Raw genomic sequence first — 26191 nt, forward strand, 5'->3', positions numbered from 1 at the left:
TCCTATGCAGGAACTTAGATTCTTCTTATACGGTGGTAAAAAGACAGATTTTTGTATTTTTTAAGAAAGAATTGTATGAACCTGTTTAATAACTGAAAGCATATGTGGCACAGCAGCGGATTTATGTGGCTAATTGATGTTTTTATGTGGCCAGCCTTGAAGTTTTAGGTGGCTAACTAATCTTTTACGTTGCCAGTTTGAAGTTTTAGGTGGCTAACCCATCCTTTTACGTGGCCAGCTTGAAGTTCTATGTGGCTGACCCATCCTTTTTCGTGGCCAGCTCGAAGTTCTATGTGGCTGACCCATCCTTTTTCGTGGCCAGCCTGAAGTTTTAGGCGGCTAATCCACCCTTTTACGTGGCAGACTATCTAGATGTGCATCTATTAAAAGCCCCACGCACTAAACTATATTTCCTCTTCGCCATAAAACTCAACCAAATCCCGCTTTGCCGCGGCCCACCCAATTACCGAAAAACCCATCTTATCATTCCCGATAATGCCCACTCTTTTAGTCATTTGCCAGCAGCCTGCCTAACAGCAGCTCCAGAACCACCACCATTCGCATCCTCCTATACACCAATTATTTCCCGACAAAAAAGCCGACCCCCTTAAGTCTATTACAACTCAAAAGGATCAGCTCTTCTAAAAATCAGTCTTCCATCGTTGACAGGTCTCCTGTCGGTAAATCTAATTCCCAGGCTTTTAAGACACGCCGCATAATTTTTCCGCTTCGTGTTTTTGGAAGTTTGTCCCGGAATTCTATTTCTCTTGGTGCCGCATGAGCTGCCAGTCCTTTTTTGACGAATTGGCGGATTTCTTCAATAAGGTCATCGGTGGCTTCATAGCCGTCCCGGAGGGCGATAAAGGCCTTTATGATCTCCCCTCGGACAGGATCAGGCTTGCCGATAACGCCAGCTTCAGCAACAGCTGGATGTTCGACGAGCTTGCTTTCTACTTCAAACGGACCCACACGTTCTCCAGCCGTCATGATTACATCATCAATTCTACCCTGGAACCAGAAATAGCCATCTTCATCTTTATAGGCTGAATCTCCTGATACGTACCAGTCTCCTGGCATAAAATAAGATTCGTACTTCTGCTGATTATTCCAGATGGTGCTCATCATGGACGGCCAGCCTTTTTTTATAGCCAGATTGCCCATGCGGTATGGCGGGAGTTCATTGCCCTGATCGTCTACAATGGCTGCCTGGACTCCGGGAATCGGCTTGCCCATTGAACCTGGCTTAATTTCCATACATGGGTAATTGCTGATAAGCTGTGCCCCTGTTTCGGTCATCCACCAGGAATCATGGATCCGCTTATTGAATACTTTCATTCCCCAGCGTACGACTTCGGGATTAAGGGGTTCCCCTACACTGATTAGGTGGCGCAGGGCACTCAAATCGAATTTCTTAATAATTTCATCTCCAGCCCCCATTAACATCCGGAACGCAGTTGGAGCACTGTACCATATAGTTACACCATAATCTTCAAGAGTCTGATACCATGATTCTGGCTTAAACCGTCCTCCAACGATCACATTCGAAGCCCCATTCAGCCAAGGACTAAAAATACCATAAGAAGTTCCTGTCACCCATCCCGGGTCAGCCGTACACCAATAAACATCATCCTCTTTGAGGTCCAGAACCCATTTCCCGGTCTGATAATGCTGAATCATTGCATTATGTACATGCAATACTCCCTTTGGCTTTCCAGTTGAACCAGAAGTATAGTGAAGGATTAATCCATCATTGCGGCTTACCCATTCAATCTGGAACTTATTGCTTGCCTCTTTTATTTTTGCATTGAAATCGATATGCGTTTCATCTTCCTGTACGTTCTCCCCAACAAGGAAAACGGTTTTCAATGCAGGAAGTTCATTTACCGGTACACGGGAAAGCAGCTCAGGAGTAGTAACAAGAACTTTAGCCTCACTGTCCTCCAGGCGGTCGCGTACAGCTCCCTCCATAAAGGCTTCGAACAATGGACCGACAATGGCACCAAGCTTAATAGCACCCAGCAGTGCGAAGTACAGTTCAGGGGATCTGGGCATAAAGATAAATACACGGTCGCCTTTTTCTACATTTCCATAAGCCTTCAGTACATTTGCTGCTTTGTCTGTATACTCCTTTAATTCTTTAAAGGTATACTTTTCATTGCGCTCAGCATCCCTATAATAAAGCGCAACCTTATTTTTTCTAAAAGTCTCAGCGTGCCGGTCAATTGCTTCATATGCCAGGTTTACTCTGCCTGTCTCGTACCATGAAAATTCTTTTTCTGCTTCTGACCAGTCGAAAGTTTGATATGTATCTTCATAGCTTTGGAGATTATAGTCCCCTCTGATTACTGATAACGCTTCCACTTTCATCATCGCTTCCCCCTCTGTTAAATATACATCTATAATTATAGTATAAAGAATTTCTATTCTCAATTTTTAGATAACTTACAGGAGTAGATGTACTGCTTTTGAAGCACCTACGATCTCACCACATTTGCTTTCAAAGAAAATGCAATGAAAATAGATTGCTAAATTACTATTTTATGTATAATAAGAGGAGAGTTGAAATAGGCGGTGAACGAATGGAATATAAAAAAATCTATAATGCCACAGAGCTAAAAACCAAACATGGAACTTTAATTATTGAAGGACCCGTAAAAGGCGAAAAGCTTAAAGCCTATGATTTCCACGAAGATTTAACTGCATTCCGGCCAGCATTTCAGCAGCACAAGGCGCTGATTGAGATTGCCGATCTTCCTGAAGGCAGAATCATCCTTGCAAGACATATGGATACAGTAGTCGGCTATGTAACCTTCTTGTATCCCGATCCACTGGAAAGATGGTCTGAAGGAAAGATGGAAGATTTAATTGAACTTGGGGCGATTGAAGTTATACCTCAGTTCAGAGGAGCCTCTGTAGGAAAAAACCTATTGAAAGTTTCCATGATGGATGATGCCATGGAGGATTATATTATCATCACGACTGAGTATTATTGGCATTGGGATTTAAAGGGGACAGGGCTGAACGTCTGGGAATATCGGAAAGTAATGGAAAAAATGATGAATGCAGGCGGCTTAGTTTATTATGCCACTGACGATCCGGAAATAAGTTCCCACCCTGCAAATTGTTTAATGGCCCGGATAGGCAAGAGAGTCAGTCCAGAGTCTATTCAGAAATTTGACAACCTGCGCTTTATGAACCGATTTATGTACTAGATTGAAGCTGTAAGGGGGAATTCCAATGATTTTAGAAGAAATCATGAAGACTGATGTAATTACGCTTGCGGAATCAGATACGATCAAAACAGCCATACAGATTGTAAACGAAAAAAAAATACGGCATATCCCTGTAGTTAACCAGGAAGATCATGTTGTAGGGCTTATCACCGACAGAGACCTGCGCGATGCAGCACCATCTATTTTTCATGCAGAAGAGCATCAGGAGGACCTCGAACGCCCACTAAGCTCCATTATGCAAAAGCAGGTCATTACCGGCCACCCGCTGGACTTTGTTGAAGAAGTCTCTGCTCTCTTTTATGAACATGATATAAGCTGTCTTCCGGTCGTTACAGAAAAAAAATTGGTCGGTATCATAACTGAAACAGACCTTCTTCATACTCTTGTTAAACTTACTGGGGCTAACCAGCCAGGATCTCAAATCGAAATACGGGTGCCGAACCGCACTGGGCTGTTAAGTGAAATTGCGACACTTATTAAAAGTAAAAATTCTAATATCAACAGCATTCTTGTCTATCCTGACAAAATGGATGAAGCTTATAAGGTTCTTGTAATCCGTGTGCAGACTATGAATCCATCCGCAGTTATCCAGGAATTGAGGGATGCGGGGCACGAGGTGCTTTGGCCAAAATTGCCGGGGTTATCTCTATGAAGAAAGCAGTTTTCGTCTTTTCTGACCAATTTTTAAGTTATAAATTCAATAATGAGCATCCCTTTAACCAGCAAAGAATCCGTTTGACTTTGGATCTTCTTGAAAAACACGGAGCCATATCAGATGATGATATCATTTTCTCGAGAAAGGCAACGGACGAGGAGCTGGAATTAGTTCATGACCCAGAATATGTAAACGCTGTCAAGCTAGCCGGCCAGGGTCTTCTTCCCGCAGAAAAAGCGCAGAACTATGGGCTAGGCACAGAAGATACCCCTATCTTTCCTGGCATGCATGATGCCAGTGCATACCTTGTAGGCGGCACACTTACCGCAGTTGACCAGGTTATGATTGGAAAAGCAGAGCACGCTCTAAATCTCGGAGGCGGACTGCATCATGGTTTTCGAGGGAAGGCTTCTGGGTTTTGCGTGTATAATGACAGCTCGGTAGCTATTAAATATCTGCAGGAGAAGTATGGTGCACGTGTGCTGTATATTGACACTGATGCTCATCATGGTGATGGGGTGCAATGGACATTTTATGATGATCCTGATGTCTGCACGTTATCTATTCATGAAACGGGAAGATATCTATTTCCCGGTACCGGAAACGTAAACGAAAGAGGCCAGGGAAAAGGGTATGGCTATTCGTTTAACATTCCGCTTGATGCATTTACAGAGGATGAATCCTGGCTTGATGCTTATCAAAAGTCATTTACAGAGGTTTGTGAATTCTTTAAGCCTGATGTCATCTTAACGCAGAATGGTACAGATGCTCATTACTATGATCCTTTAACTCACTTATCTGCAACTATGAAAGTTTATAGAGAAATACCTAAGCTCGCTCATAAGCTTGCACATCAATATTGCGGTGGAAAATGGATAGCTGTAGGCGGGGGCGGATACGATATTTGGAGAGTTGTCCCTCGTGCTTGGTCCTTCATCTGGCTTGAAATGACTGATAACCCCAACAATTCGGGCCTGCTGCCCCAGACGTGGATTAATGCCTGGCAGCAAAAGGCACCGGTCAGCCTCCCCACAGCCTGGGACGATCCTGTCGGAATATATGTACCAATTCCCCGAAAGCCCGAAATAACAGAAAAAAATGAACAGACTGTAGATAAAGCCCTTTACCCCATCCGTTCTATTAATAAAAAGGATGCTATGAACAAAATATAAAAAAAGCCGGACTTGGCTCATGCCTAGTCCGGCTTTCAGTTTCTTATATAAGATTTTATTTAGTAGAATCTCTTTCCTCAATACGGTGAGGAAGGATTACAGACTGCTCAGACACTTCTTCCTTATTCATCAACTTAGTTAAAAGCCTCATAGAGACAGCTCCTATATCATATAGGGGCTGAACAACTGTTGTGATCCTAGGCCTTACCATCAGCGTAAGTCTCGTGTTATCAAAGCTGATAACTTCAAAATCATCTGGAACATTAGCTCCCCTGTCCTGAGCGGCATGAACGACTCCAAGGGCCATTTCATCTCCACCGACTAAAAGGGCTGTTGGTTTCTCGTCATTTTTCATAAGCTTCTCAAAAGCTTCTATACCGGAATCGTATGTATAATCGCCATCGACAAGAAAATCCTCATTAAACGAAAGCCCTGATTCCTCTAGAGCCTTTCTATATCCATCAAGCTTTCTCTCGGTAGTCGGCTCTTTATGGACGCCCGTAATGAACGCAATTTTTTTATGGCCTCTGTCTATAAATGATTTAGCAGCATCATAAGCCGCCTGCTCGTTATCTATATTAACAGATGGGATTTGTCCAGATTCCTCTATGGTGCCGGCCAAAACAATAGGTACAGGGGATTTCTTAAATTCCTCAATATGCTCTTCTGTAATATTTGATCCCATAAATACAATTCCGTCCACTTGTTTTCCAAGCATTGTATTCAAAAGATGAAGCTCTTTTTCCGTGTTTTGGTCAGAGTTGCTGAGGATAATATTATACTTATACATCGTCGCAATATCTTCAATGCCGCGTGCCAATTCAGCAAAGAATATACTGGAGATGTCAGGTATAATAACTCCTACTGTTGTTGTTTTCTTGCTGGCAAGCCCTCTAGCTACAGCGTTGGGACGATAGCCCAGCCGGTCGATCACTTCCATTACTTTTTTTCTTGTAGCTGGTTTTACATTTGGATTTCCGTTCACAACTCTTGAGACTGTAGCCATGGAAACATTAGCTTCTCTTGCTACGTCATATATGGTTATGTTCATAGTCACCACTCCTTATTATTCTTTTTCCCCATAGACATTAGGTTTATTTAAAATTAATTAAGCTAAAATGAACAGAATAAAATTATTCTGGTATAGGTAAAATAAAAATTTGACGTTTCAAACCGTACCTTAATTGTTCTATTTACCGCTAGCCTTTAATTTAAACATATAATGGAATATATAACTTGTCCAATCTATATGTATTTAATATTACGATACGGTATTCGATTCCTGCAATCATAAGCATAGTTTTTCAAGATAATTATTGTAAAAAACCCGTTTTTTTCGGTATTAGGCAAAAAAAAAAGAAAAAACCTCCACAAAAGGGAGGCTGATTTGGAAATATTAAACGGTTACCCAATTCAATTTTTGAATTTCTTCCCAGAATTGATCAAATTGTTCAAAGTCCATTTGCTGAGCAGAATCTGACAATGCAACAGCAGGATCCGGGTGGACTTCTGCCATTACCCCGTCAGCACCTATGGCTAAGGCAGCCTTAGCAGTTGGAATCAGCAGGTCTCTGCGGCCGGTAGAGTGAGTCACATCGACCATTACCGGAAGGTGGGTTTCCTGTTTAAGAATGGGAACGGCTGAGATATCTAATGTATTTCTTGTGGCCTTCTCATATGTTCTAATTCCTCGTTCACAAAGGATAATGTTGCCATTGCCCTGGGACATGATATACTCAGCAGCATGTATAAACTCATCAATTGTCGCTGCAAGTCCGCGCTTTAACAGGACAGGTTTATCAACTTGGCCGGCGGCTTTAAGTAATTCAAAATTCTGCATATTTCTTGCGCCGATTTGGATAACATCTAAGTATTCAACAGCTGTTTCAATATCTGCGGGGTTTACGATCTCGCTTATTACAGCCAAATCATATTCGTCGGCTACTCTTTTAAGAATTTTCAAGCCATCGAGGCCTAGTCCTTGGAAATCATATGGAGATGTCCTTGGTTTATAGGCACCGCCCCTCAGCAGCTTTAATCCTTTTCTTTTTACTGCTTCAGCTACTATTGCCACCTGATCATATGATTCTACCGCACATGGGCCAAATACAAAGCTGGGAATTCCATTGCCGATAATTTCGCCTTTAAGGTTTATCAAAGTATTTTCAGGCTTTTTCTTTCTAGATACAAGAAGAGCTTTTTTCTGTTCGCTTTCCTGGAGGCCTAGACCGGCTTTGAAAATTTCCTTAAAAAGCTTTTCAATCGTAGAATTTTCAAATGGACCATCATTATGATCCTTAATAAGGTCTAGCATTTTTCTTTCGCGGACTGGATCAAATTTATTAACGCCCTGCTTCTCTTTTACTTTTCCAATTTCCTGTACAAGTTTTGCTCTTTCATTAATAAGCTTTAATAAATCAAGATTAATATCATCCAGCTTATTCCGCAATACATCCAATTCCTGGTTGCTCACTATCCTTCACCCTTTCATGATATCTAAATTCTTGGCCTGCCTGATTCACAATTTCGAAAAGAAGAATATTTCGCATCATCGATAAATGGAATCTTTTGTGAAAAAAAAATATATGGTACATTCATTAGTAATTAGTGTTCATTATAAATGATATTATTTTATATGTCACGAACTTTTTCTTTAACAATAAAACGCTTTTAAGCGTTAAAGCATAAAAATATAAAAGTAGGTGTGTTCATTGCCCGAAAAGATATTTGCCCTGGATATTGGAACACATTCCGTGGTAGGCATCATAATCGAAAAAAAGAATGATAGCTTTCATGTATTAGAAGTACTTACTAAGGAACACACTGAGCGGGCCATGCTGGATGGACAGATTCATGACGTCATTTCCGTTTCTTCTATCATTTCAGAAATAAAAGAAGCTTTAGAAATAAAACATGGCCCTCTCTCAAAGGTTTGTGTGGCTGCAGCGGGACGCGCGCTTAAAACGGAAAGAGCAGTTGTTTCAATTGATATCAACGGCAAACCTATGATGGAGAAGGAAGATATTCTCCATCTAGAACTATCAGCTGTGCAGCAGGCTCAATCCCAGGTGGCTGACAGTGCAAATGAACATAGCTACAACTATTATTGTGTGGGCTATTCCGTCCTTTTTTATAGACTCGACGGCCATGAAATTGGAAATTTAATTGACCAGAGCGGATCTGAAGCGAGCGCAGAAATCATCGCCACTTTCCTGCCAAAAGTGGTGGTAGAGTCGCTGATGGCTGCCCTAAAAAGAGCTGATCTTGAAATGCAGGCTCTTACACTAGAACCGATTGCTGCCATTAATGTACTTATTCCTCCTTCCATGAGAAGGCTGAATGTAGCGCTAGTGGACATAGGTGCCGGAACTTCTGATATTGCCTTAACCGATATGGGAACTGTCATAGCATATGGAATGGTTCCTGTAGCAGGAGATGAAATAACAGAGGCCATCAGTGATCAATTTTTGCTTGACTTCCCGCTGGCAGAACAGACAAAAAGGAAGTTAAGTGAAGCAGAGTCTATAAAAGTAACTGATATTCTTGGCTTTGAAACTGAAATTTTTAGAGGAGAAGCCATAAAATTAATAAATCCTTCTCTCAATAGACTTGCAGATACAATAAAAGATGAGATATATAATCTGAATAACCATAAGCCGCCTAAAGCTGTCATGCTTGTAGGAGGAGGAAGTTTAACTCCAGAGCTTCCAAAACTGTTAGCCGATAAGCTTAACCTGCCTGAAAACAGGATTGCCATTCGCGGTACAGAAGCTATCAGCCAGTTAACCTTTGAAGAAGGAATTCATAAAGGTCCAGAACTTGTGACTCCCATTGGAATTGCCATGTCAGCATTAAACAACCCGGTACAATACATTAGTGTAGTGGTAAACGGCCAGACTATACGTTTGTTTGATATGAAAAAACTTACGGTTGGAGACTGCCTTCTTGCATCCGGAATGAAGTTCAGCAAGCTATATGGTAAACCTGGAATGGCCATTATGGCTTCAATCAATAATCAATGGGTCACTATTCCTGGTTTTCATGGTTCCCCCCCTTCTCTGTTCTTAAATGGGAAGCCATGTGCTTTTAATACAGAGGTAAACAGCAATGACTCCATCCTGATCGAAAAAGGGATGGATGGAAAGCCTCCCGTTGTAAAGATAAGTGAGATATTAGACGATATTCCGCGGAAAACCGTCACGATAAATGGCACTAAATATATCGTAGAAGCAATAATAAAGCAAAATGGAATAGTGGCCACTGGGGACGAATTAGTATTGGACAGAGATGAAATTGTCTGCCGGCTCCCGGATACTATAGAATCCCTGCTTCAAGCGCTGAAGCTGAATCCTCTATTCTCTGCACTTCAGCCCTTTAAAATCAAAATTAACCATAAATTTTATATGATTGAAAGAGCCGCTGGCAAGCTCTTTAAAAATGGAATAGAAGCTAAAGCTCATTCACTGTATGATCATAATGATGAGATTTTGATAGACAAATCTGAGCAGCTTACGGTGAGAGAAGTGGCAGAAAGCTTAAATATTCTCTTAGATTATTCAATCATGGTCACATTCAATGAAAAAAAGATTCTCCTTAAGAAAGAAATCACTGAATTTTACCGGGGGGAAGAAAAGCTCTCAGATCAGGAAACTCTAAACAGCGGTGAAGAGCTCCGTATGGTACAAAGAAGAATAGAGCCCTTTATTTTTCAGGATATATTTAATGCCGTGCATATTGATATGCCTCCCAATCCAAAAAGCAGGTTTCTCCTTTTAAAAAATAATGAAGAAACCGCTTTTCATGAAAAAATTGAGGCTGGTGACGAGCTTAAGCTTTTCTGGCCGGCCGCCCAGTCAGTACCGCTGCACCTGGATTAAAGAAAGGCAGTAAAAAAGGAGCTGTCCATAAAATTAATGGATTGCTCCTTTTACATGTTACTGGGCTTGAATGGCTTCCCGAAGAGACTTAACTGTAATTTTCCAGTGAGAGGCATTCCAGACTGCTTCTCCATTTCGGAATAAAATGGCTTGAGGAGACTCATGCTTCACAGAATATTTTTCAGCTACATAGTTTGAAAGAGGACGTGCCTCTTGAACAGTTAGATAGGCTGTATTTACATCATTCTCTTCTGCAAATTGCTGATATTCTTCAAATGCTGCCTGGCTGACAGGGCAAGTTAAACTATGCTTAACTAACAAAAAAGATTCACTTTCTGCTAATTCACTAAATTGGTCTTGAGATAGTATTTTTTTTAATGACATAAAGTTATGCTCCTTTTTTCTTTATAAAATAAAGAAGGCGATGAAGCTATAATACCACTTCGCCGCCTTATATGCCAAAACGCTGCTTTAAGTTAAAGATTAACTGCCAAAATTACTTTTGGCTGGAAGAGCTATTATTCTGAGAAGACCCTTTGCTGCTGTCCTTGCTATTGGACACAGAACCTGATCCAGAAGTAGCGTATGAGCTGGTTCCAGCTTTAGCCGTACCAGAAGTTGTATTACCGGCAGAAGTGCTGCCTGTTGATGTCGTTGTACCAGCTGTAAAATCATTGGTTGAGGCTGATTCTATGCCTTCAGCTGCGGCCATATCTGCTGAGGTAAGGATATCTTCCATATCGTCTGTCGAATCAGCATAGTCGTTAGGTACAACAGCCTTGATAGAGTCTGCTGTATTTGACAGGCCATACTTTTGTGAATCTTCTTCTGTGCCTGTGCCCTTGTCTTTGCCTGTCATCGTCTTCACTTTATTCATTAAGTTTTGAGATGTGCTCGTCACAGTCTCTGTTATAGTGTTTGTGCGGTCTTTAGCAACACCTGCAATCTGCGTTCCTTTTTCCATTGCTGTCTGGCGGATCTTTTCTGTTTTATCAAGAAGATTAGTGGTTTGTGTATTTAAATCACCACGTAATTCCTTCCCTGATTTAGGAGCCATAAATAAAGCAGTGGCTGCCCCTACAATTCCGCCAATCAGTGTACCGATTAAGAAATCCTTTGTGTTAATGTTCTCTCTGTTTTCTCTGTACTCCTGGTGTAATTGTTGATTATCACGGTAAACTTGCCCGTTTTCCCGGTAAACTTGCCCATTCTCTCTAAATGCTTGATTGTTTTCTCTTTGTGTCATAATAAATTCCCCTTTCAATTTATATTAAATAAAATTTAATAACGGGATCTTAAAAATCTCTTTTTTGGAAGATTATCGCTCGCTTGTGCCTGCAATTCAATTCCGCCGGCATTAGCTTGTTCAGGATAGGCATTTTTAGTTTTCCATCTATCACGGAGCTCCATAATTGCACTGCTCCATTGAATGATTTGAGCGATTTTATCTTCATTGTGGTCTAACTTGTTTTGAGCTTTAGCCGATACTTTTTGAAGAGTAGTGTTAAAGCCCTGAATGGATGTGCCGACATTTTTGACGGCAACGAAGACCGAATCAAGGTTCTCCGTCTTTTTCTGGATATTTTCAGCGAGTGTATTGGTCTTATGTAACAGCTGAGCTGTTTCCTGAGTTACACCCTGGAGCTGATTCTCCAGTCCTGATAACGTTTGTGAAACGCTATCGAGCGTACTTTGTAAAGATTTTAACGTTTTTGCGAGATACAGTACCAATATTAAGAATGCTATTGCGATGACTGCAACGCTTAAGTATAAAATAATTCTCACTTGAACACCTCCTTGTGTATACAGTAGTTTAATTACCCGGTTGTTGACATTATAAACTACTAAGTATTTTTTCAATATAATCATAAAAAATTCCTGCTTTTCTAAGAATGAAATAAAAATATTATTTTTCAGCCTGCATATAAGTCTTAAAATAGTAAAACTTTTTGAAGATTTCGGTTACAATAAGAATTGTGAAAAGAAATTTTTGGAGGAATACATATGAAGGATCCTAGAATTCAGAAGCTTGCGAAGAATTTAATCAATTACTCTGTACAGCTTAAGAAAGGCGAAAAAGTCCTTATCGAAAATTTTGGGCTTCAGAGAGAACTTGTTACAGCTCTTGTAAAAGAAGCATATGAAGCTGGTGGCTATCCATTTGTACTATTAAAGGATGCACAAGTGGACCGCGCTATGCTTATGGGAGCACAGGAAGAACAATTTAATATGATTGCAGATTTTGAAGCAAATGTTATGTCCAAAATGGACGCATATATCGGCCTTCGCTCTGGCGACAATATCAATGAGCAGGCTGACGTACCGTCTGATAAGCTGAAGATCTACGGTGACACAGTAGGTAAAAAAGTCCACCGTGAAATCCGTGTTCCGAAGTCAAAATGGGTTGTTCTTCGCTACCCGACATCATCAATGGCACAGCTTGCCAAAATGAGCACAGAAGCTTTTGAAGATTTCTATTTTGATGTATGCAACCTGGACTACAGCAAAATGAGCGAAGCTATGGACAGCCTGGTCGATCTAATGGTTAGAACCGATAAAGTGCGGATTACGGGTCCAGGCACAGATCTTTCTTTCTCTATTAAAGATATCCCGGCTATTAAATGTTCCGGCGAAATGAACATTCCTGATGGAGAAGTATATACAGCTCCTGTTAAAGACTCTGTAAATGGAACAGTTACATATAACACTCCATCCCCTTATCATGGCTTTACTTTTGAAAATGTTAAACTAACATTTAAAGATGGGAAGATTGTTGAAGCAGAAGCAAATGATACAGAGCGTATTAACAAAATATTTGATACAGATGAAGGGGCACGGTTTGTAGGCGAGTTCGCAATAGGAGTAAATCCACATATTCAGACTCCGATGCAGGATATCCTCTTTGACGAAAAAATCGACGGAAGCTTCCACTTCACTCCTGGGCAATGTTACGATGAAGCTTTTAATGGCAACCATTCTAATATTCACTGGGACATGGTGAACATCCAGCGTCCGGAATACGGCGGCGGAGAGATTTACTTTGACGATGTATTAATTCGAAAAGATGGGCGTTTTGTCCTTCCTGAATTAGAAAAATTAAATCCAGAGAACCTCAAGTAAATAGAAAAGCGAAGGACGGTGCTTTTCTGAACAATATGTGATCAAAAGGTTAAGCTTATGGCTTAGCCTTTTTTATCTTGCCTCAGACTAATGAAAAGCAGACACCTGACAGGCATAAGGCGAGCGGCAGCGAAAGGCCGCTCTTGCCTTTTGATGGCGATTGGCTTATGACCGAAGGTGTCAGTTCGAAGCTGGACAGATAGAAAAGCGGAGAACGGTGCCTTTCTGAATAATATCTATATTCTGGGGTATTTTTAGGTTTCAAAGACTACTTATTCATACACAAAAATGATAAGAAAGGCAGCCTTCCGACAAGCATAAGACGAGCAGGCCGTGGGAGGCGCCTTTCCCTCCCATGGACTGATTGGCTTATGACTCGAGGAAGGCAGTTCGCAGCTGGACAAAACGAAAAGCAGAGAACGGTGCCTTTCTGAATAATATGTGATCAAAAGGTTAAGCTTTTGGCTTAGCTTTTCAAACAATTTTTCTCTTTCTTATTAAAAAATCCACATTCCATTACAGAATGTGGATTTCTTTTTTATTTAGGTAAAACTAGATCCTCATAGGCCACCTGGAATTTTTGAATGTCCCCTGCTCCCATAAACAAGATGACGGCATTCTGGTGTTCCATCAGCGGTGCGGTATTTTCTTCATTAAGCAGCTCAGCACCAGGAATCTTTTCTCTTAAATCCTCAATGGATAATTTCCCCTGATTTTCACGGGCCGATCCAAAGATTTCACATAAATAAACTTTGTCAGCCAGATTCAGGCTGTCAGCAAAATCGGAAAGAAAGGTTTGAGTCCTTGTGAAGGTATGCGGCTGAAAAACGGCCACAATTTCTTTATTAGGGTATTTCTTACGGGCTGAGTCAATTGTTGCAGTGATTTCCGTCGGATGGTGGGCATAATCATCAATAATAATTTGATGGCCCAGCTCCTTTTCGGAAAACCGGCGTTTAACCCCTGTAAAAGTTTTAAGCTGCTGCTTCACAGCTTCCACTTCAATATCTTCGTACTGGCACAAAGCAATGACGGCAAGAGCGTTTAGAACGTTGTGGTTTCCAAAGGTTGGAATGGAAAAGGACTCATAGTACGTATTCCTAACATATACTTCAAATGACGTACCCTCGCCAGACGTAGAAACATTTCTTGCTTGGAAATCATTTTCCTCGCTGAAGCCGTAAAACAGGACAGGTACCTTAGCTTGAACACGCTGAAGCTGTTCATCATCGCCGCATGCGATAATCCCTTTTCCAACCTGTAAGGCCATATCCTGGAACGCTTGAAATACATCTTCTATGCTTGAGAAATAATCCGGATGGTCAAAATCAATGTTTGTCATGATCGCATAATCCGGATGATAAGATAGGAAATGACGGCGGTATTCGCATGCCTCAAATACAAAATATTGAGCATTTTCATCACCCTTGCCTGTACCATCGCCAATTAAAAAGGATGTCGGCTTCGCGCCCCGCATAACATGGGCTAATAACCCTGTAGTGGACGTCTTTCCATGGGCTCCTGTAATTCCTACGCTTGTAAAGTTTTTCATGAAATCACCTAAAAAGCGGTGATACCTGATAACAGGGAGACCAAGCTCCATTGCACGCTGGATTTCCATGTGACTGTCTGGAAAAGCATTGCCTGCAATAATAGTCATTCCTGGTTCAATATTCTCCACATCGAATGGAAATATTTTAATTCCTGAACGTTCTAATCCAGCCTGGGTAAAGAAGTGTTTTTCTATATCTGAACCTTGAACTGAATAGTTCATATCATGAAGGATCTGAGCCAGTGCGCTCATTCCAGATCCTTTAATTCCAACAAAATGATAAACAGTCATAGAGAGAACCTCCAGCAATCGTCTACTGTATGACAGTAAAGGACGTGATCTTTTTTAGTCTGTAGATGTTAATAGATTTTCTTGTTCGATAGGGACAATTAAATACAGCTTGTTAATTATAACATTTTAAAACTCTCTCATCCATGAATAGCATTATAACATAGTTTAAACTAAATGCCGCAGGGCATTGATTCCACTTTTTCACGTTGATATCGTTCATAAGCAGTGTGCCTTAGTCTGCGCTGGTACAAACCAGCTTTTTGCAGACTGGATAAATAAGAATGCACAACTATAAATTTAAAAGGGTTTTAGATCATTATATACAAATGCTCCCACTGATGTTCTAAGGGCAAGCATTCGGGCCGTACAAGCTGATTTATGACCTCAGATGAAGGCATGTATGTAATTTCATGAAAGGGATCCCGATAAGACAAGCATCGTATTCTTTATACTATACTATTCTTTTTATATTTCACAGAAAGAATACCATGAACTAGGCCATGGTATTCGCATTTATATATTCAAGTTCGTCTTCGGAAATTAATACTTCTCTTGGTTTACTGCCTCTTGCTTCAGAGATAATTCCTTTAACTTCCATCATCTCAATTAACCTGGCAGCTCTATTATAGCCTATATGAAATCTTCTCTGCAGACTGGATGCTGAGGCCATAGTCTGATTGACTACAAATTCACAGGCATCAAAAAACAATTCATCAGCATCCTCAACAATCTGCGTTTTCTTCATGAGTTCTTCCTGCTCAAATAGATACTGCGGCTCCTGCTGCATCTTGACATGCTCTACAACCTGGTCTATTTCGTCATCAGAGACAAAGGTCCCCTGAATCCTAACCGTTTTGGAAGAGCCATTTTCAGCAAACAGCATATCCCCGCGCCCGAGCAGTTTTTCTGCTCCCGCTGTGTCAATGATCGTTCTAGAATCAATCTGAGATGAAACAGAGAATGCAATTCTAGTTGGAATATTTGCCTTAATAAGTCCAGTAATAACATCCACTGACGGTCTCTGGGTCGCTAATATTAAGTGAATTCCGCATGCACGCGCTTTTTGTGCAATCCGGCAGATCGCTTCTTCCACTTCTCCTGGGGCTACCATCATTAAATCAGCCAGCTCATCAATAATAATGAGAATTAAAGGAAGTTTTTGAGAAAATTGACCGGCCTGCTCGGCTTTTTGATTAAAGCGGTTAATATCCCTGACACCGGTATGAGCAAACACCTCATATCTGCGTTCCATTTCCTCTACAGCCCATTTTAGAGCAGCGGTAGCTGCTTTAACATCCGTAATTACCGGGCTTACAAGATGAGGAATATGGTTATACGGAGCAAGCTCGACCATTTTAGGGTCAATTAATAATAATTTAAGCTCATGTGGCGCGGCCTTATATAATAGACTGACTAGCATAGTATTGATGCATACACTTTTTCCTGAACCAGTAGCTCCTGCAATTAACCCGTGAGGCATTTTTCTAAGATCCGTTACAATAGGTTCCCCTGAAATATCTAAGCCTAATGCTACAGATAGAGGTGAGCTCTCTTCTCTGAAAGCATCGCTCTCAAGAACTTCTCTAAGAAAAACAGGCTTGCTTTTTCTGTTAGGAATTTCAATTCCAATTGTATGCTTGCCTGGTATCGGCGCTTCCATCCTTATATCCCTCGCGGCAAGACTAAGCTTTATGTCGTCTGCCAAATTGGTTACCTTATTTACTTTTACCCCTGGCTCCGGCTGTACCTCAAATCTTGTCACAGAAGGTCCTTGTGCCACATTTACTACCTTGGCTCTTACATTAAAATTTAATAGAGTTTCATTTAAAATTTCGGATTGCTCCAAAAGCCATTCCCGGTCATCTTCAACAAAAGCTGCAGGAGTCAGGTGATCTATGGACGGAAATGTATACTTCCCCGCCATATGGGACAGGTCTTCTCCCTCGTTCGTAAACTCCATACTGGATTCTTTTACAGTTCTATGCTCCATTTTCGCCTTGATCGGAAGCACAGTGCTCTTCTGGCTGTTGTTTGCTTTGGCAGGAGTATATTTATTCGGAAGCTTTTTCTTATCCTGCTTGAGCATCACTACATTAAAGGGTATTGTTTTCCTTTTCTTTTCGGGTTCAGGTTCATTTAACACCGCTGTCTGCTTATCTTCCTGTTCGCTGCTGCTCAAAGGTTCCGCATATACTTCTTCGACAGGAAGCTCAGGTTCGCTTTCTGCGCTCTGATACAGCTGGACAGTTTCTTCCTCTTCAATCGGGCTGTGCTGAATAGGTTCTGTTGTCTGATCCTCATATACTTCTTCGTAAGTTTCAGGGTCGCTTTCTGCGCTCTGATACAGCTGGACAGCTTCTTCCTCTTCAATCGGGCTGTGCTGAATAGGTTCTGCTGTCTGTTCCTTATATACTTCTTCGTAAGTCTTAGGTGTGATTTCTGCGCTCTGGTACACCTGGACAGTTTCTTCCTCTTCAATCGGGCTGTGCTGAATAGGTGTTGCTGTCTGTTCCTCATATACTTCTTCGTAAGTCTCAGGTTCGCTTTCTGCGCTCTGATACAGCTGGACAGCTTCTTCCTCTTCAATCGTGCTGTGCTGAATAGGTTCTGCCTCATCCTTCAGCTGCTGCTCGGCTCTATCCAGGTATTCACTGTTTAATTTCCCATCTGTCTGCAGGTCAGCACTTTCAATTCCAGAAGAATGATGTACGGGCCTGACTAAGTAATGATGACCGCTTTCCAGCTGTATTTCACTGCCTTTTTCATCTGCCTCATTTTGAGGAGTATTTGAAAATACTTCTTCCTTTTCGAACGAATGACGTGGTTCCGTGTATTTCTGAGATTCATAGATTAATCCGGGAATAGGAGCAGCCTCATTATGTCCAGTTAATGGAGCAATGTTATCCAATAAATCAGCGGACAATTGATCTTCATATACAGGTACGGACGGTACATCGGCTCTTCCCTCTTTCGGAGGCCTCTGTTTAAAGCCGTAAATTGGCGATGGTATCTCCGTTGGTCTAAAAGGGCGTTTCTTGGGTTCAATTTTGGCAGAAGAATTTCCTCTATTCCCTGTTGTATAATCAGGCAGCGGCTTTTCTGCTCCGCGCGCTTTTTGTTTCTGTTTGGAGCTCCTCCGATCAGGCTCACGGATTCCAGATTTACGTTTTGTACGAGCTTCCTCATCAGAAATAACAGGAAAGCGGAATTGTCCTTTCGGATATTGATACGAAATCTTCGCATCCACATCCCGCTTTTGCCGAGATGCCTCACCGATTATTGGCACGATTGGTTTATAATTCTTATGTTCTTTTGGTACATATTCTTCAATAATCGGTTCAGGCATGGCAGGCTTTTTCTTGCCGCCAGGTGAACCGGATTCTATGATCTTTGCTTTTGCTTGTTCAATTTTACGCTGCAGTTCTTCAGCTTCCATGGAATCATCTACAATGATTTCCTCAACCTCAATAATCTCCTCTTCATGATGGAAGATATTTGATAGCTTTTTCATTAGCCATTTCAATGAAATCACTCTTTCTATTTATGTCTTAGTCAGATTAGTTTAATGTTCTGTGTTTTTGGCATAAGTACATCCAGCCCGGTATGTATGATATCTTCCTATTAACAAGGAAAAGAAAAAGACACTGTCAAATATTTGCGTTTTGTATGCTTTTGTTCTAGTTTAACAGTATTTTAGAAAATTTCGAGTAAAATAATAAGATTAGTTAAATGTATATAAAGAATGGGTTTATCTGGATTATCACAGTGCTTCCAACCTCTTTTTTAACCCGCCGAAAACATTTTCCCTTTCCCGCTGAACCTTAAACTAAGCTTAAAGGCTCGATTTATTTCTAAAATATGCCTACTCTGCATATTTCGGCAGGTAACGAGAAATTGTTAATTTCAGCAAAGGTGTATCTTTTTGCGAAAAAATAAAAAACCGCTGCAGGCGGTTTTTATCATTTGTTCGTATTATTTTCTTGAGGCTGGTTTTTTCCAAGGATAAAAATAGGTTCTAATTCACCATCTTCATATAAGAAAGATAGCGCAGTTATAGGAACATGTCCACTTGCAAAAAAACTCATAGCCATCTGCGCCAGTATATCGTACCCAGTTTGGTTCCGGATGTCAGCAATTATAAGAACATCCTGATGAGGAACAGCCAGCGCCATCGTTCCGGAGATTTCGCTTTTAATTGCATCAAGCCACGATGAGTTCAGAATCCTGCTGGCATCATATCCATCATTTGTGTTCATAAAGTAAAATACATTTCCTGCAACCTGGTCTTCTTTTAGAGAAACAGACAGTGACCTGACATTAAAGCGGGCAATTTCTCTAATTCTTTCTTTTTCCCATCCTTCTTTGTGAATGATTTGTTCATCAATCAGACGGTAGGTTTTTCCTAAATCCAGTGCGTAATAAATTCTAGTCTCTGCCGTATGACTGTCGAAGAGAAAGGGCACTCCTTCTTTTGACTCCTGTGGAAAGGAGGCAGAACGTATAACCGGCAGGATATTCTTCTCATTTCCTTGCAAGGAATGAGTTTCCCCCATCACCGATAACCCTTCATTCACGTAATAAACAACTTCTTCAATTGCCTTTTCTTTACCTGTCTCCCAATTGGCGATAATTCCGGAAAGAGTGACCGTGATACCTTTTCCCGTTTTATCATTGATAATTCGAAGAGTATCCTTTTCCTTATCCCATTGGAAAGAGCGTTCAGGGTTTTGTAATTTTTCTATAAGGATGTTCTTCATTTTAACAGCTGTCATTTTCACCGCAATCTACCTCCCAGCCGGTGATTTTTAAAAGCCGCAACTTTCCCAAATAGCCAGCAGGCTTCAGGAAGGTGCGGGCTGATTTACTTATAAAGCTTCAATGAATTTCTCAATCTCTTCCTGAGTTTTTCGGTCTTTGCTGACAAAACGTCCAAGCTCTTCGCCATTTTGATAGGCAATAAAGCTCGGTATGCCATAAACATCGTTTTCAGCACAAATATCTATAAATTGATCTCTATCTACATATGTAAACGTAAAGTCTTTATATTTTTCTTCCACTTCAGGCATAAATGGTTCAATAAACCTACAATCCGGGCACCAGTCTGCTGAAAATAAAAATACTGATTTCCCCGTATTCTTTAACTCCTGAAATTGTTCAGCTGATTCAAGTTTTTTCATGATAAAAACTCCTTCATTTTTCTGTATTCTGCCGATTATTTATATATAGCCTGATAATATCAAACATTAATCAGATAGACTATTAAAAAGTATCGGTTCACAAGCATATGCGTGTATTGAAGAATTATGTTGTTAATTGTCAAAAAATAAATTAAATTTAAACAAATAGGAAAATTAATCCATAGTGCATGTAAAAAGGCAGGGGGAAGCAATGAAAACCATTAGAGCAAAAGTTCGATTTATCCTTATCATTTCGCTAACCGGATCCATTTTGTTAAGCATATTCAACATTATCTCCAATAGCATTCAAAACAACGCAAAAAAAGAGCAAATCCTGCTATATGATGCAGTAGGGGCAAGCAAGGATATTAAATATAATATGGCTGTGACCAGAAAGTTTGAACAGCAATATCTTCGTGAACCGATGCAAGTGACAGCTGATATAGCTATACGAAATAATTCTCAAATCAGAACTAAATCAAAAGAATTGGCCAAAAAATATAAAGACTATCCAGAACTATCAGTACAATTTAAGAAAATTGAAGAAAGTGCCTCCAGTTATAGAGAACAATACATAACTCTCATAAAAATGTATCAGGAAATTGGATATAATCAGAATCAGGGTTTAAAGGGAGAAATCGCCGAGGCAGAGAATGCGATTCTTGCTTATTTTGCAAAAAATAAGGATGGACAGCTATCCAATCAGTTTGCAGAGATTACGATGTATGAAAAACAATATCTTGCCACTAAAGATGAAGATCTATATAAGCAATTTTTACTGCTTTCCAGTTCATTCGAACAAAATGTCTCCGAATCTAAATTAAATCAAGACCAAAAAAAGTCCCTGCTGGCTTTATTTGATACATTCCATAATTCAACAAAAATCATGGTTGCCAACTATTACATTACAGATGACTATATTGAATCCTTTGATAAAGCTGGCACCGCTATTGAGAAAGCAGCACTAGAAGTAGACCAAAAAGTGGGAGAAGCCCAGCAAGAATTAACTAAAAGCCTCAACAATCAATCCCGATTTATGTTTATTAGTTCGATGCTTATTAGCTTTCTACTTGTTGCTGTGCTGCTGAGCATTGGCATATTCCTCATTAGAGCCATCAGTGCCTCTATTGCGTCCCTGAAAAGCGGCGCTGAGAAAATCGGTTCAGGTGATTTGACCCACCGTGTTAAAAAAGTCACAAATGATGAAATGGGCGAATTAGCTCATACCTTTAACCAGATGGCGGAAAAGGTCCTGATTTCTTTGACTGATGTCATGCATTCTGCAGACAAGCTAAACTCTTCCTCGCAAAATCTCGCTGCCATTTCGGAAGAAACTTCTGCACAGTCGAACGAAGTGAACCAGGCCATCAGACAGGTTGCTATAGGAGCCTCCAGCCAAACAACACAGCTGGAGGAAAGTAATACAATCATTAAAAATGTCACTGTATCCATTAATGAATCTGAAAAACTAACGCATGATATTGCACTCGAAGCGAAGAGAACAGAATTGGAAGGACAGTCAGGGCTGGATGTAATCCAAAGCCTTCAGTTAACTTCAGATCAATTTCTTGAGCTGGCCAACCACCTTACCCTGCAGATCCAAAATGCTTCAAAGCAGTCGCAGGAAATTTCAAGTATTGTAGGAACCATTCAAGAAATTGCGGAAAATACGAATCTGCTTGCTTTAAATGCTGCTATAGAATCTGCAAGAGCAGGAGAAGCTGGCCGCAGCTTTGCGGTAGTTGCCAGTGAGGTAAGGAAGCTTGCGGAGCGCTCAAAATCTGAGGCGCAAAACATCCAAAAGGTAATTAAGAATATGAATGGGCAAATGGCCAAGCTCATGTATGAAGCAGAGAAATTTAACGAATATAAAGAAAAACAAAGCACTTCCGTTGACCTGACTAAAAATGCGTTTGGAAACATTGTGCAGAACGTTTCCAGTATCAATACGAAGATCTCCGCGGTCCAGCAGTCTATTACAGGTATCCAAAGCTCAAATAATATACTTTCGGAACAAATGGAAACTGTATATGAAATCTCGGAACAATCTGCTGCAGCCTCGGAAGAAGTCAGCGCTTCAAGTGAAACTCAATTGCTTGCAATCTCTCAAGTCAATGAAGCTGCTTCAGCCTTAAGCAACATAGCATCCGGCCTCCAGGCTATAGTTTCTCAGTTCCAGCTCGAAGGAATTGATTTAAACCAGGATAAGATCACACCTTCAGAAAAAGGAACAGACAGAAAAAGAGAATATAACATTTTTAGCAAAGTGAAATTAAAAAAACTGGTAAAGAAAATTCCGTCCTTGTCAAAAAGGAAAAAATCATAATAATTTTCTAAAGGATAAAAAGGACAGCCCCAGCTGCTTATCGGGACTGTCCTTTTTTTGAATCCATTTTTATCTTATGTAAACACTGTACTCTTCTAGATCATTGAGCTTCATCTTATATGTTTTAGCGTCCTTATAAAAAGTAATCCTTATCTACGCACCTGGCTGTATTCCCATTGTCCGATCAGCATTTTCACCACATGCACAAACATTTCAGATCTGACAATTCGTTCATTAGTGAATACGCCAATCGCTCCTTCTTCTTTTCGGATATTATTTTTCTTCGTGTAATTCTCCATAATGGGGCCCAATTCTTCACCAGCAAGCAGCCTATCTGCCACTGCCGCAGGCAGAGGAATCCGTGCTCCTCCCGCAATGAATGTGTCTCCTTCTTTTGTTACAAGAGCACCCCAATTACATACAAAAACTCCACGGTCTGTCTCGACTACCCCGCCTTCTAAGCCGATACCAATATCAGCGTTCTCATGCTCCAGGCTAAATGCAGCCCTATTGATTGCACCGCTTATCGTTTCTTCGTCAGAAAAAGGCTGTTCAGCAACTCCTGATTCTGCATTCAGAGCCGTCAGGCTGATCAAGCGGCTATCGATCACATCTTCCACCGCTTTTACCTTTGCAGAATTTTCACTCCCTATTGCAGCTTTAATCAAAACACTCATCCTTTTAAATTAATGTATGGTAAGGGAGCCGTCCCAGGAAAATGGTTAAACGTTGCTGTGGATGGTTTCCACCATCGTTTTATCAGCATTTTTTACCAGCTTTATAAGAAGTTCCTTGGCAGCTGCGTAGTCATCCACATGAATCATAGATGCAGCCGTGTGAATATATCGAGAACATATTCCGATCACGGCACTTGGCACACCTTCTCCGGTCAGATGTACACTTCCCGCATCCGTGCCGCCGGCTGAAACAAAGTACTGGTAAGGTATATTATGATCTTCAGCGGTTTCAAGGATATATTCTCTCATTCCCCGATGCATAACCATTGTACGATCCAATATGCGAAGAAGCACTCCTTTTCCAAGCTGGCCAAACTCATTGCGGTTACCGGACATATCATTTGAAGGGCTTGCATCAAGAGCGAAGAAAAGATCGGGTTTTATCATACGAGCCGCGGTCTGAGCTCCCCTCAGCCCTACTTCTTCCTGTACCGTAGCACCTGAATATAACACGTTCGGCAGAGTTTCATTCTGCAATTCCTTAAGCAGTTCAATAGCAAGGCCACAGCCATATCGGTTATCCCACGATTTAGCCAAAATCTTCTTCTCATTTGCCAAAGGAGTAAAAGGACAGATTGGGACGATCTGCTGCCCAGGCATTACGCCTATTCTTTTAACATCTTCTCTATCATCAGCACCGATATCAATCAGCATGTGTTTCATGTCCATTGGTGTATTTCGCTGAGATTCCTGAAGCAAATGCGGCGGAATAGAACCAATCACACCGATAACTGGACCATTCTTTGTAATAATTTGAACGCGCTGTGCCAGAAGCACCTGGCTCCACCAGCCTCCAAGCGGCTGAAACTTAATCATTCCATTATCCGTTATTCCAGTTACCATAAAACCTACTTCGTCCATATGGCCAGCTACCATAATGACCGGTCCGCTTCCATTTCCTTTTTTCACTCCAAATATACTGCCCAGTTTATCTTGAACAACCTCATCTGAATATCTCTCTAGTTCATTTCTCATATAGTCTCGTACTAAATATTCATTCCCAGGTGCTCCTGGCAGCTCTGTTAAGGTTTTAAACATAGATAATGTTTCTTGATTCATATATCCAGCCCCTTGCTGTATTTGTGTATGTACATGGCAATTTTACAGAAACTTAAGATCGCTTACCAATATCTTTGCCTAACTTTAAGCAAAATTGGAATAATTCCTGTTATACTAAAACAAAACTAAGAAAATATACACTATTAACCGTGAGGTGCAATTATGAATTGGAAATCATTGCTTCTGGGCATTGGCGCTGGTTTTGCAGCAGGGTACACAGCCAAACAGCTACTCGACAACAAGCCGGAAGCTTCTCCGGAGAAAGTCCTTTCCCATGTAAAGTCCCTGCTGAAAAAAGGCGGAAAAATTCAGGGATCCTGGATTTTAATGAAACCAGAAATGTACCAGAAATTCGATCTGCCTTATAAAGTGTACCGTGGAGGGATCACAAAAAGTACGCACGGCCTCCAAGAACAATTCGAGTTTGTTGCAGATGCCAAAACTGGAAGTATTTTAGAATTAACGGCTTATTAAAAAGAAGGGCAGCTGTATCCCTCAGCCTGCCCTTTTCTTTTTGAATCTTATTTTTTTCTTTCAAGTTCTTCAACTATAGTCCTGCCAGACTCGTCCCACTTTACCGCACGATAAACCGCATCATGATAAAACGTAAACCAGGCATTCTTGCTAAGGCCATACGTCATCCATTTTTGCTTCTGGTCAATGGAAGTCATCGGGTAGTCATCATAAGCCAGGACCCATAATACATTGGAGTGAGCATGCGTTGGCATCAAATCCGCCATATGGATGAGAGTTTGTCCTTCATCCTCCATGATTAGAATGCTGTGGCCGTCACTATGCCCCCCCGTATGAACCATTTTAAGTCCAGGTATGATTTCCCTCTCTTTGTTAAAAGGCTTCACCTGATGTGCAACAGCCTCCCAATTTTCTTTCCAATATGTATTTGCCGAACGAATATTAGGGTTGCGCACTTCGTTCCACTCCACATCCGAAGTGATAATTTCCGCCTTATCAAATATAGAAACCCAGCTATCATTCTCTTTCCTTGTCAACCCACATGCATGGTCAAAATGCATATGTGTTAACAGCACAAAATCAATATCTCCTTCAGTCAGTCCCAGAGCTATTAAAGATTGTATGAGCTTAGACTCCTCAGCCACTCCAAAATTTCTCTTTTGTTTCTCAGAAAGCTTCCCGCTGCCAATGCCGCTTTCAACTAGAATATTATACCCATCCTTCTGAATAAGAATAGGATCTGTCCTGAGTTCAATCTGATTTAATTCATTTACAGCATATTTCTTAGACCACAATGCTTTCGGTACTACACCGAACATCGCTCCGCCGTCGAGATTCGTCACCCCGCCGTTTAGCCATGTCAGTGAAAAACCTCCTGCTTTTAACGTCTCCACATAAACCCCTCCTCCCGATAAGTGTAACATCAGATTCGGAAAGTTTAAAATATTTTCACAAAAACTATCCAGGGAGCAGTACTCGGTAAAATGCACTTGAACCGGTGAGGGGGGCGCACACCTTAAATCTTATAAAACTTTCGAGTCATAAATTGGGTGTTCTGATGGGACACTTTTGTGCACAAAGTTGGTTTTTAACGGCAGCATAATAAGGATCATCACTCCAGTCAATACTATGGCCGGAAATTCACTTGAGATTTCCCAGATGCAACTTTCCGGGTGAATTCAATCATTATTCAACGAAAAATTAATTATTTCTTGAGAAAAAGAAACATCGACGTGTGGAATCCCTATCTTTATTATCAATTTCATTCCATGAGCGGTATTAACGCCTTTAACCAATACTTGTTTAGGGGGTTATGCTTATGTTTTGAAAATTTTTGCTTAAGTTTTAGAGATTTACGCTTATGTTTTTAAGGTTTGTGCTTATGTTTTAGCGATTTATGCTTATGTTTAATTTTCCTATGATTATCTCCTGGTTTTTATGATTATTTATTGGACTTGTGATTGTGATTTTTTATTTATGCTTATTTATCGGACTTGTGATTGTCATCTGTTATTTATG

General features: G+C 40.8%; 20 protein-coding genes. 7 read left to right on the forward strand and 13 right to left on the reverse strand.

The genetic code is table 11. The annotated features are described in order from the left end of the window. Window positions 1-648: 648 nt before the first annotated feature. Window positions 649-2367 (reverse strand): acetate--CoA ligase, encoded by a 1719-nt coding sequence (acsA, locus tag JOC77_RS11260; RefSeq protein WP_204543452.1) that lies wholly within the window; start codon window positions 2365-2367, stop codon window positions 649-651. Between the two features lie 212 nt (window positions 2368-2579). Between acsA and JOC77_RS11265 the strand changes: the two genes are divergently transcribed. From JOC77_RS11265 to JOC77_RS11275, 3 genes are read left to right on the forward strand one after another with little or no spacing between them, the layout of a single operon-like run. Further along, window positions 2580-3212, forward strand: a complete 633-nt coding sequence (locus JOC77_RS11265) for a GNAT family N-acetyltransferase (RefSeq protein WP_204543286.1) — start codon at window positions 2580-2582, stop codon at window positions 3210-3212. Window positions 3213-3237: 25 nt separating this feature from the next. After that, window positions 3238-3885, forward strand: coding sequence for an acetoin utilization AcuB family protein (locus JOC77_RS11270; RefSeq protein ID WP_204543287.1), 648 nt, complete (start codon window positions 3238-3240; stop codon window positions 3883-3885). Next, window positions 3882-5060, forward strand: a complete 1179-nt coding sequence (locus tag JOC77_RS11275) for an acetoin utilization protein AcuC (protein WP_204543288.1) — start codon at window positions 3882-3884, stop codon at window positions 5058-5060. The genes JOC77_RS11270 and JOC77_RS11275 overlap by 4 nt, the downstream gene beginning before the upstream one ends. A gap of 55 nt (window positions 5061-5115) precedes the next feature. On the opposite strand, the gene ccpA is transcribed toward JOC77_RS11275, so the two are convergent. Beyond that, window positions 5116-6111, reverse strand: a complete 996-nt coding sequence (gene ccpA, locus JOC77_RS11280; RefSeq protein ID WP_204543290.1) for a catabolite control protein A — start codon at window positions 6109-6111, stop codon at window positions 5116-5118. Window positions 6112-6456: 345 nt separating this feature from the next. Further along, window positions 6457-7533, reverse strand: a complete 1077-nt coding sequence (locus JOC77_RS11285; RefSeq protein WP_204543291.1) for a bifunctional 3-deoxy-7-phosphoheptulonate synthase/chorismate mutase — start codon at window positions 7531-7533, stop codon at window positions 6457-6459. A gap of 238 nt (window positions 7534-7771) precedes the next feature. Here JOC77_RS11285 and JOC77_RS11290 point away from each other — a divergent pair, with 238 nt between their 5' ends. Beyond that, a complete protein-coding gene (locus tag JOC77_RS11290; protein ID WP_204543293.1) occupies window positions 7772-9937 on the forward strand; it encodes a cell division protein FtsA in 2166 nt (721 codons plus the stop codon). Between the two features lie 57 nt (window positions 9938-9994). Here the strand turns inward: JOC77_RS11290 and ytxJ are convergent, their stop codons facing one another. The 3 genes from ytxJ to JOC77_RS11305 form a co-directional block, all read right to left on the reverse strand. After that, entirely contained in the window at window positions 9995-10321 is a 327-nt protein-coding gene (gene ytxJ, locus JOC77_RS11295; RefSeq protein ID WP_204543294.1) for a bacillithiol system redox-active protein YtxJ, read from the reverse strand. 112 nt (window positions 10322-10433) lie between these two features. Continuing rightward, window positions 10434-11183: a YtxH domain-containing protein gene (locus JOC77_RS11300; RefSeq protein ID WP_204543295.1), complete on the reverse strand. Its 750-nt coding sequence runs from the start codon at window positions 11181-11183 to the stop codon at window positions 10434-10436. A 35-nt stretch (window positions 11184-11218) separates the two neighbouring features. Beyond that, complete coding sequence (locus JOC77_RS11305) at window positions 11219-11722, reverse strand: DUF948 domain-containing protein (protein ID WP_204543296.1); 504 nt, start codon at window positions 11720-11722, stop codon at window positions 11219-11221. Window positions 11723-11941: 219 nt separating this feature from the next. Here JOC77_RS11305 and JOC77_RS11310 point away from each other — a divergent pair, with 219 nt between their 5' ends. Beyond that, a complete protein-coding gene (locus JOC77_RS11310) occupies window positions 11942-13057 on the forward strand; it encodes an aminopeptidase (RefSeq protein ID WP_204543297.1) in 1116 nt (371 codons plus the stop codon). Between the two features lie 538 nt (window positions 13058-13595). On the opposite strand, the gene murC is transcribed toward JOC77_RS11310, so the two are convergent. The 4 genes from murC to JOC77_RS11330 all read right to left on the reverse strand — a co-directional run bounded on the left by murC (window position 13596) and on the right by JOC77_RS11330 (window position 20077). Then, complete coding sequence (gene murC / locus JOC77_RS11315) at window positions 13596-14900, reverse strand: UDP-N-acetylmuramate--L-alanine ligase (RefSeq protein ID WP_204543298.1); 1305 nt, start codon at window positions 14898-14900, stop codon at window positions 13596-13598. A gap of 493 nt (window positions 14901-15393) precedes the next feature. Beyond that, window positions 15394-18423 (reverse strand): DNA translocase FtsK, encoded by a 3030-nt coding sequence (locus tag JOC77_RS11320; protein WP_239558716.1) that lies wholly within the window; start codon window positions 18421-18423, stop codon window positions 15394-15396. 436 nt (window positions 18424-18859) lie between these two features. After that, window positions 18860-19672, reverse strand: coding sequence for a DUF1444 domain-containing protein (locus tag JOC77_RS11325; protein ID WP_204543455.1), 813 nt, complete (start codon window positions 19670-19672; stop codon window positions 18860-18862). A gap of 93 nt (window positions 19673-19765) precedes the next feature. After that, window positions 19766-20077 (reverse strand): thioredoxin family protein, encoded by a 312-nt coding sequence (locus JOC77_RS11330; RefSeq protein ID WP_204543300.1) that lies wholly within the window; start codon window positions 20075-20077, stop codon window positions 19766-19768. Window positions 20078-20288: 211 nt separating this feature from the next. On the opposite strand from JOC77_RS11330, the gene JOC77_RS11335 reads away from it, so the two are divergent. Beyond that, window positions 20289-22403: a methyl-accepting chemotaxis protein gene (locus tag JOC77_RS11335; protein WP_204543302.1), complete on the forward strand. Its 2115-nt coding sequence runs from the start codon at window positions 20289-20291 to the stop codon at window positions 22401-22403. A gap of 149 nt (window positions 22404-22552) precedes the next feature. On the opposite strand, the gene JOC77_RS11340 is transcribed toward JOC77_RS11335, so the two are convergent. After that, entirely contained in the window at window positions 22553-23068 is a 516-nt protein-coding gene (locus JOC77_RS11340) for a DUF84 family protein (protein ID WP_204543457.1), read from the reverse strand. A 57-nt stretch (window positions 23069-23125) separates the two neighbouring features. Continuing rightward, window positions 23126-24199, reverse strand: a complete 1074-nt coding sequence (locus JOC77_RS11345; protein WP_204543304.1) for a M42 family metallopeptidase — start codon at window positions 24197-24199, stop codon at window positions 23126-23128. Between the two features lie 162 nt (window positions 24200-24361). On the opposite strand from JOC77_RS11345, the gene JOC77_RS11350 reads away from it, so the two are divergent. Further along, window positions 24362-24673 carry a hypothetical protein gene (locus JOC77_RS11350; protein WP_204543306.1) on the forward strand — a complete coding sequence of 104 codons (312 nt, stop codon included), beginning with the start codon at window positions 24362-24364 and terminating at the stop codon, window positions 24671-24673. Window positions 24674-24720: 47 nt separating this feature from the next. Here the strand turns inward: JOC77_RS11350 and JOC77_RS11355 are convergent, their stop codons facing one another. Next, window positions 24721-25566 carry a YtnP family quorum-quenching lactonase gene (locus tag JOC77_RS11355; protein ID WP_204543308.1) on the reverse strand — a complete coding sequence of 282 codons (846 nt, stop codon included), beginning with the start codon at window positions 25564-25566 and terminating at the stop codon, window positions 24721-24723. Window positions 25567-26191 lie beyond the last annotated feature (625 nt).

It is taken from the genome of Peribacillus deserti (assembly GCF_016909175.1).
Classification (GTDB): Bacteria; Bacillota; Bacilli; order Bacillales; family DSM-1321; genus Paraperibacillus; species Paraperibacillus deserti.

Coding starts and splice junctions, on each gene's coding strand:
- acsA (WP_204543452.1), bottom strand. CDS start 2,367: ATGAAAGTGGAAGCGTTATCAGTAATCAGAGGGGACTATAATCTCCAA.
- JOC77_RS11265 (WP_204543286.1), top strand. CDS start 2,580: ATGGAATATAAAAAAATCTATAATGCCACAGAGCTAAAAACCAAACAT.
- JOC77_RS11270 (WP_204543287.1), top strand. CDS start 3,238: ATGATTTTAGAAGAAATCATGAAGACTGATGTAATTACGCTTGCGGAA.
- JOC77_RS11275 (WP_204543288.1), top strand. CDS start 3,882: ATGAAGAAAGCAGTTTTCGTCTTTTCTGACCAATTTTTAAGTTATAAA.
- ccpA (WP_204543290.1), bottom strand. CDS start 6,111: ATGAACATAACCATATATGACGTAGCAAGAGAAGCTAATGTTTCCATG.
- ytxJ (WP_204543294.1), bottom strand. CDS start 10,321: ATGTCATTAAAAAAAATACTATCTCAAGACCAATTTAGTGAATTAGCA.
- JOC77_RS11300 (WP_204543295.1), bottom strand. CDS start 11,183: ATGACACAAAGAGAAAACAATCAAGCATTTAGAGAGAATGGGCAAGTT.
- JOC77_RS11310 (WP_204543297.1), top strand. CDS start 11,942: ATGAAGGATCCTAGAATTCAGAAGCTTGCGAAGAATTTAATCAATTAC.
- murC (WP_204543298.1), bottom strand. CDS start 14,900: ATGACTGTTTATCATTTTGTTGGAATTAAAGGATCTGGAATGAGCGCA.
- JOC77_RS11325 (WP_204543455.1), bottom strand. CDS start 19,672: ATGACAGCTGTTAAAATGAAGAACATCCTTATAGAAAAATTACAAAAC.
- JOC77_RS11330 (WP_204543300.1), bottom strand. CDS start 20,077: ATGAAAAAACTTGAATCAGCTGAACAATTTCAGGAGTTAAAGAATACG.
- JOC77_RS11335 (WP_204543302.1), top strand. CDS start 20,289: ATGAAAACCATTAGAGCAAAAGTTCGATTTATCCTTATCATTTCGCTA.
- JOC77_RS11345 (WP_204543304.1), bottom strand. CDS start 24,199: ATGAATCAAGAAACATTATCTATGTTTAAAACCTTAACAGAGCTGCCA.
- JOC77_RS11350 (WP_204543306.1), top strand. CDS start 24,362: ATGAATTGGAAATCATTGCTTCTGGGCATTGGCGCTGGTTTTGCAGCA.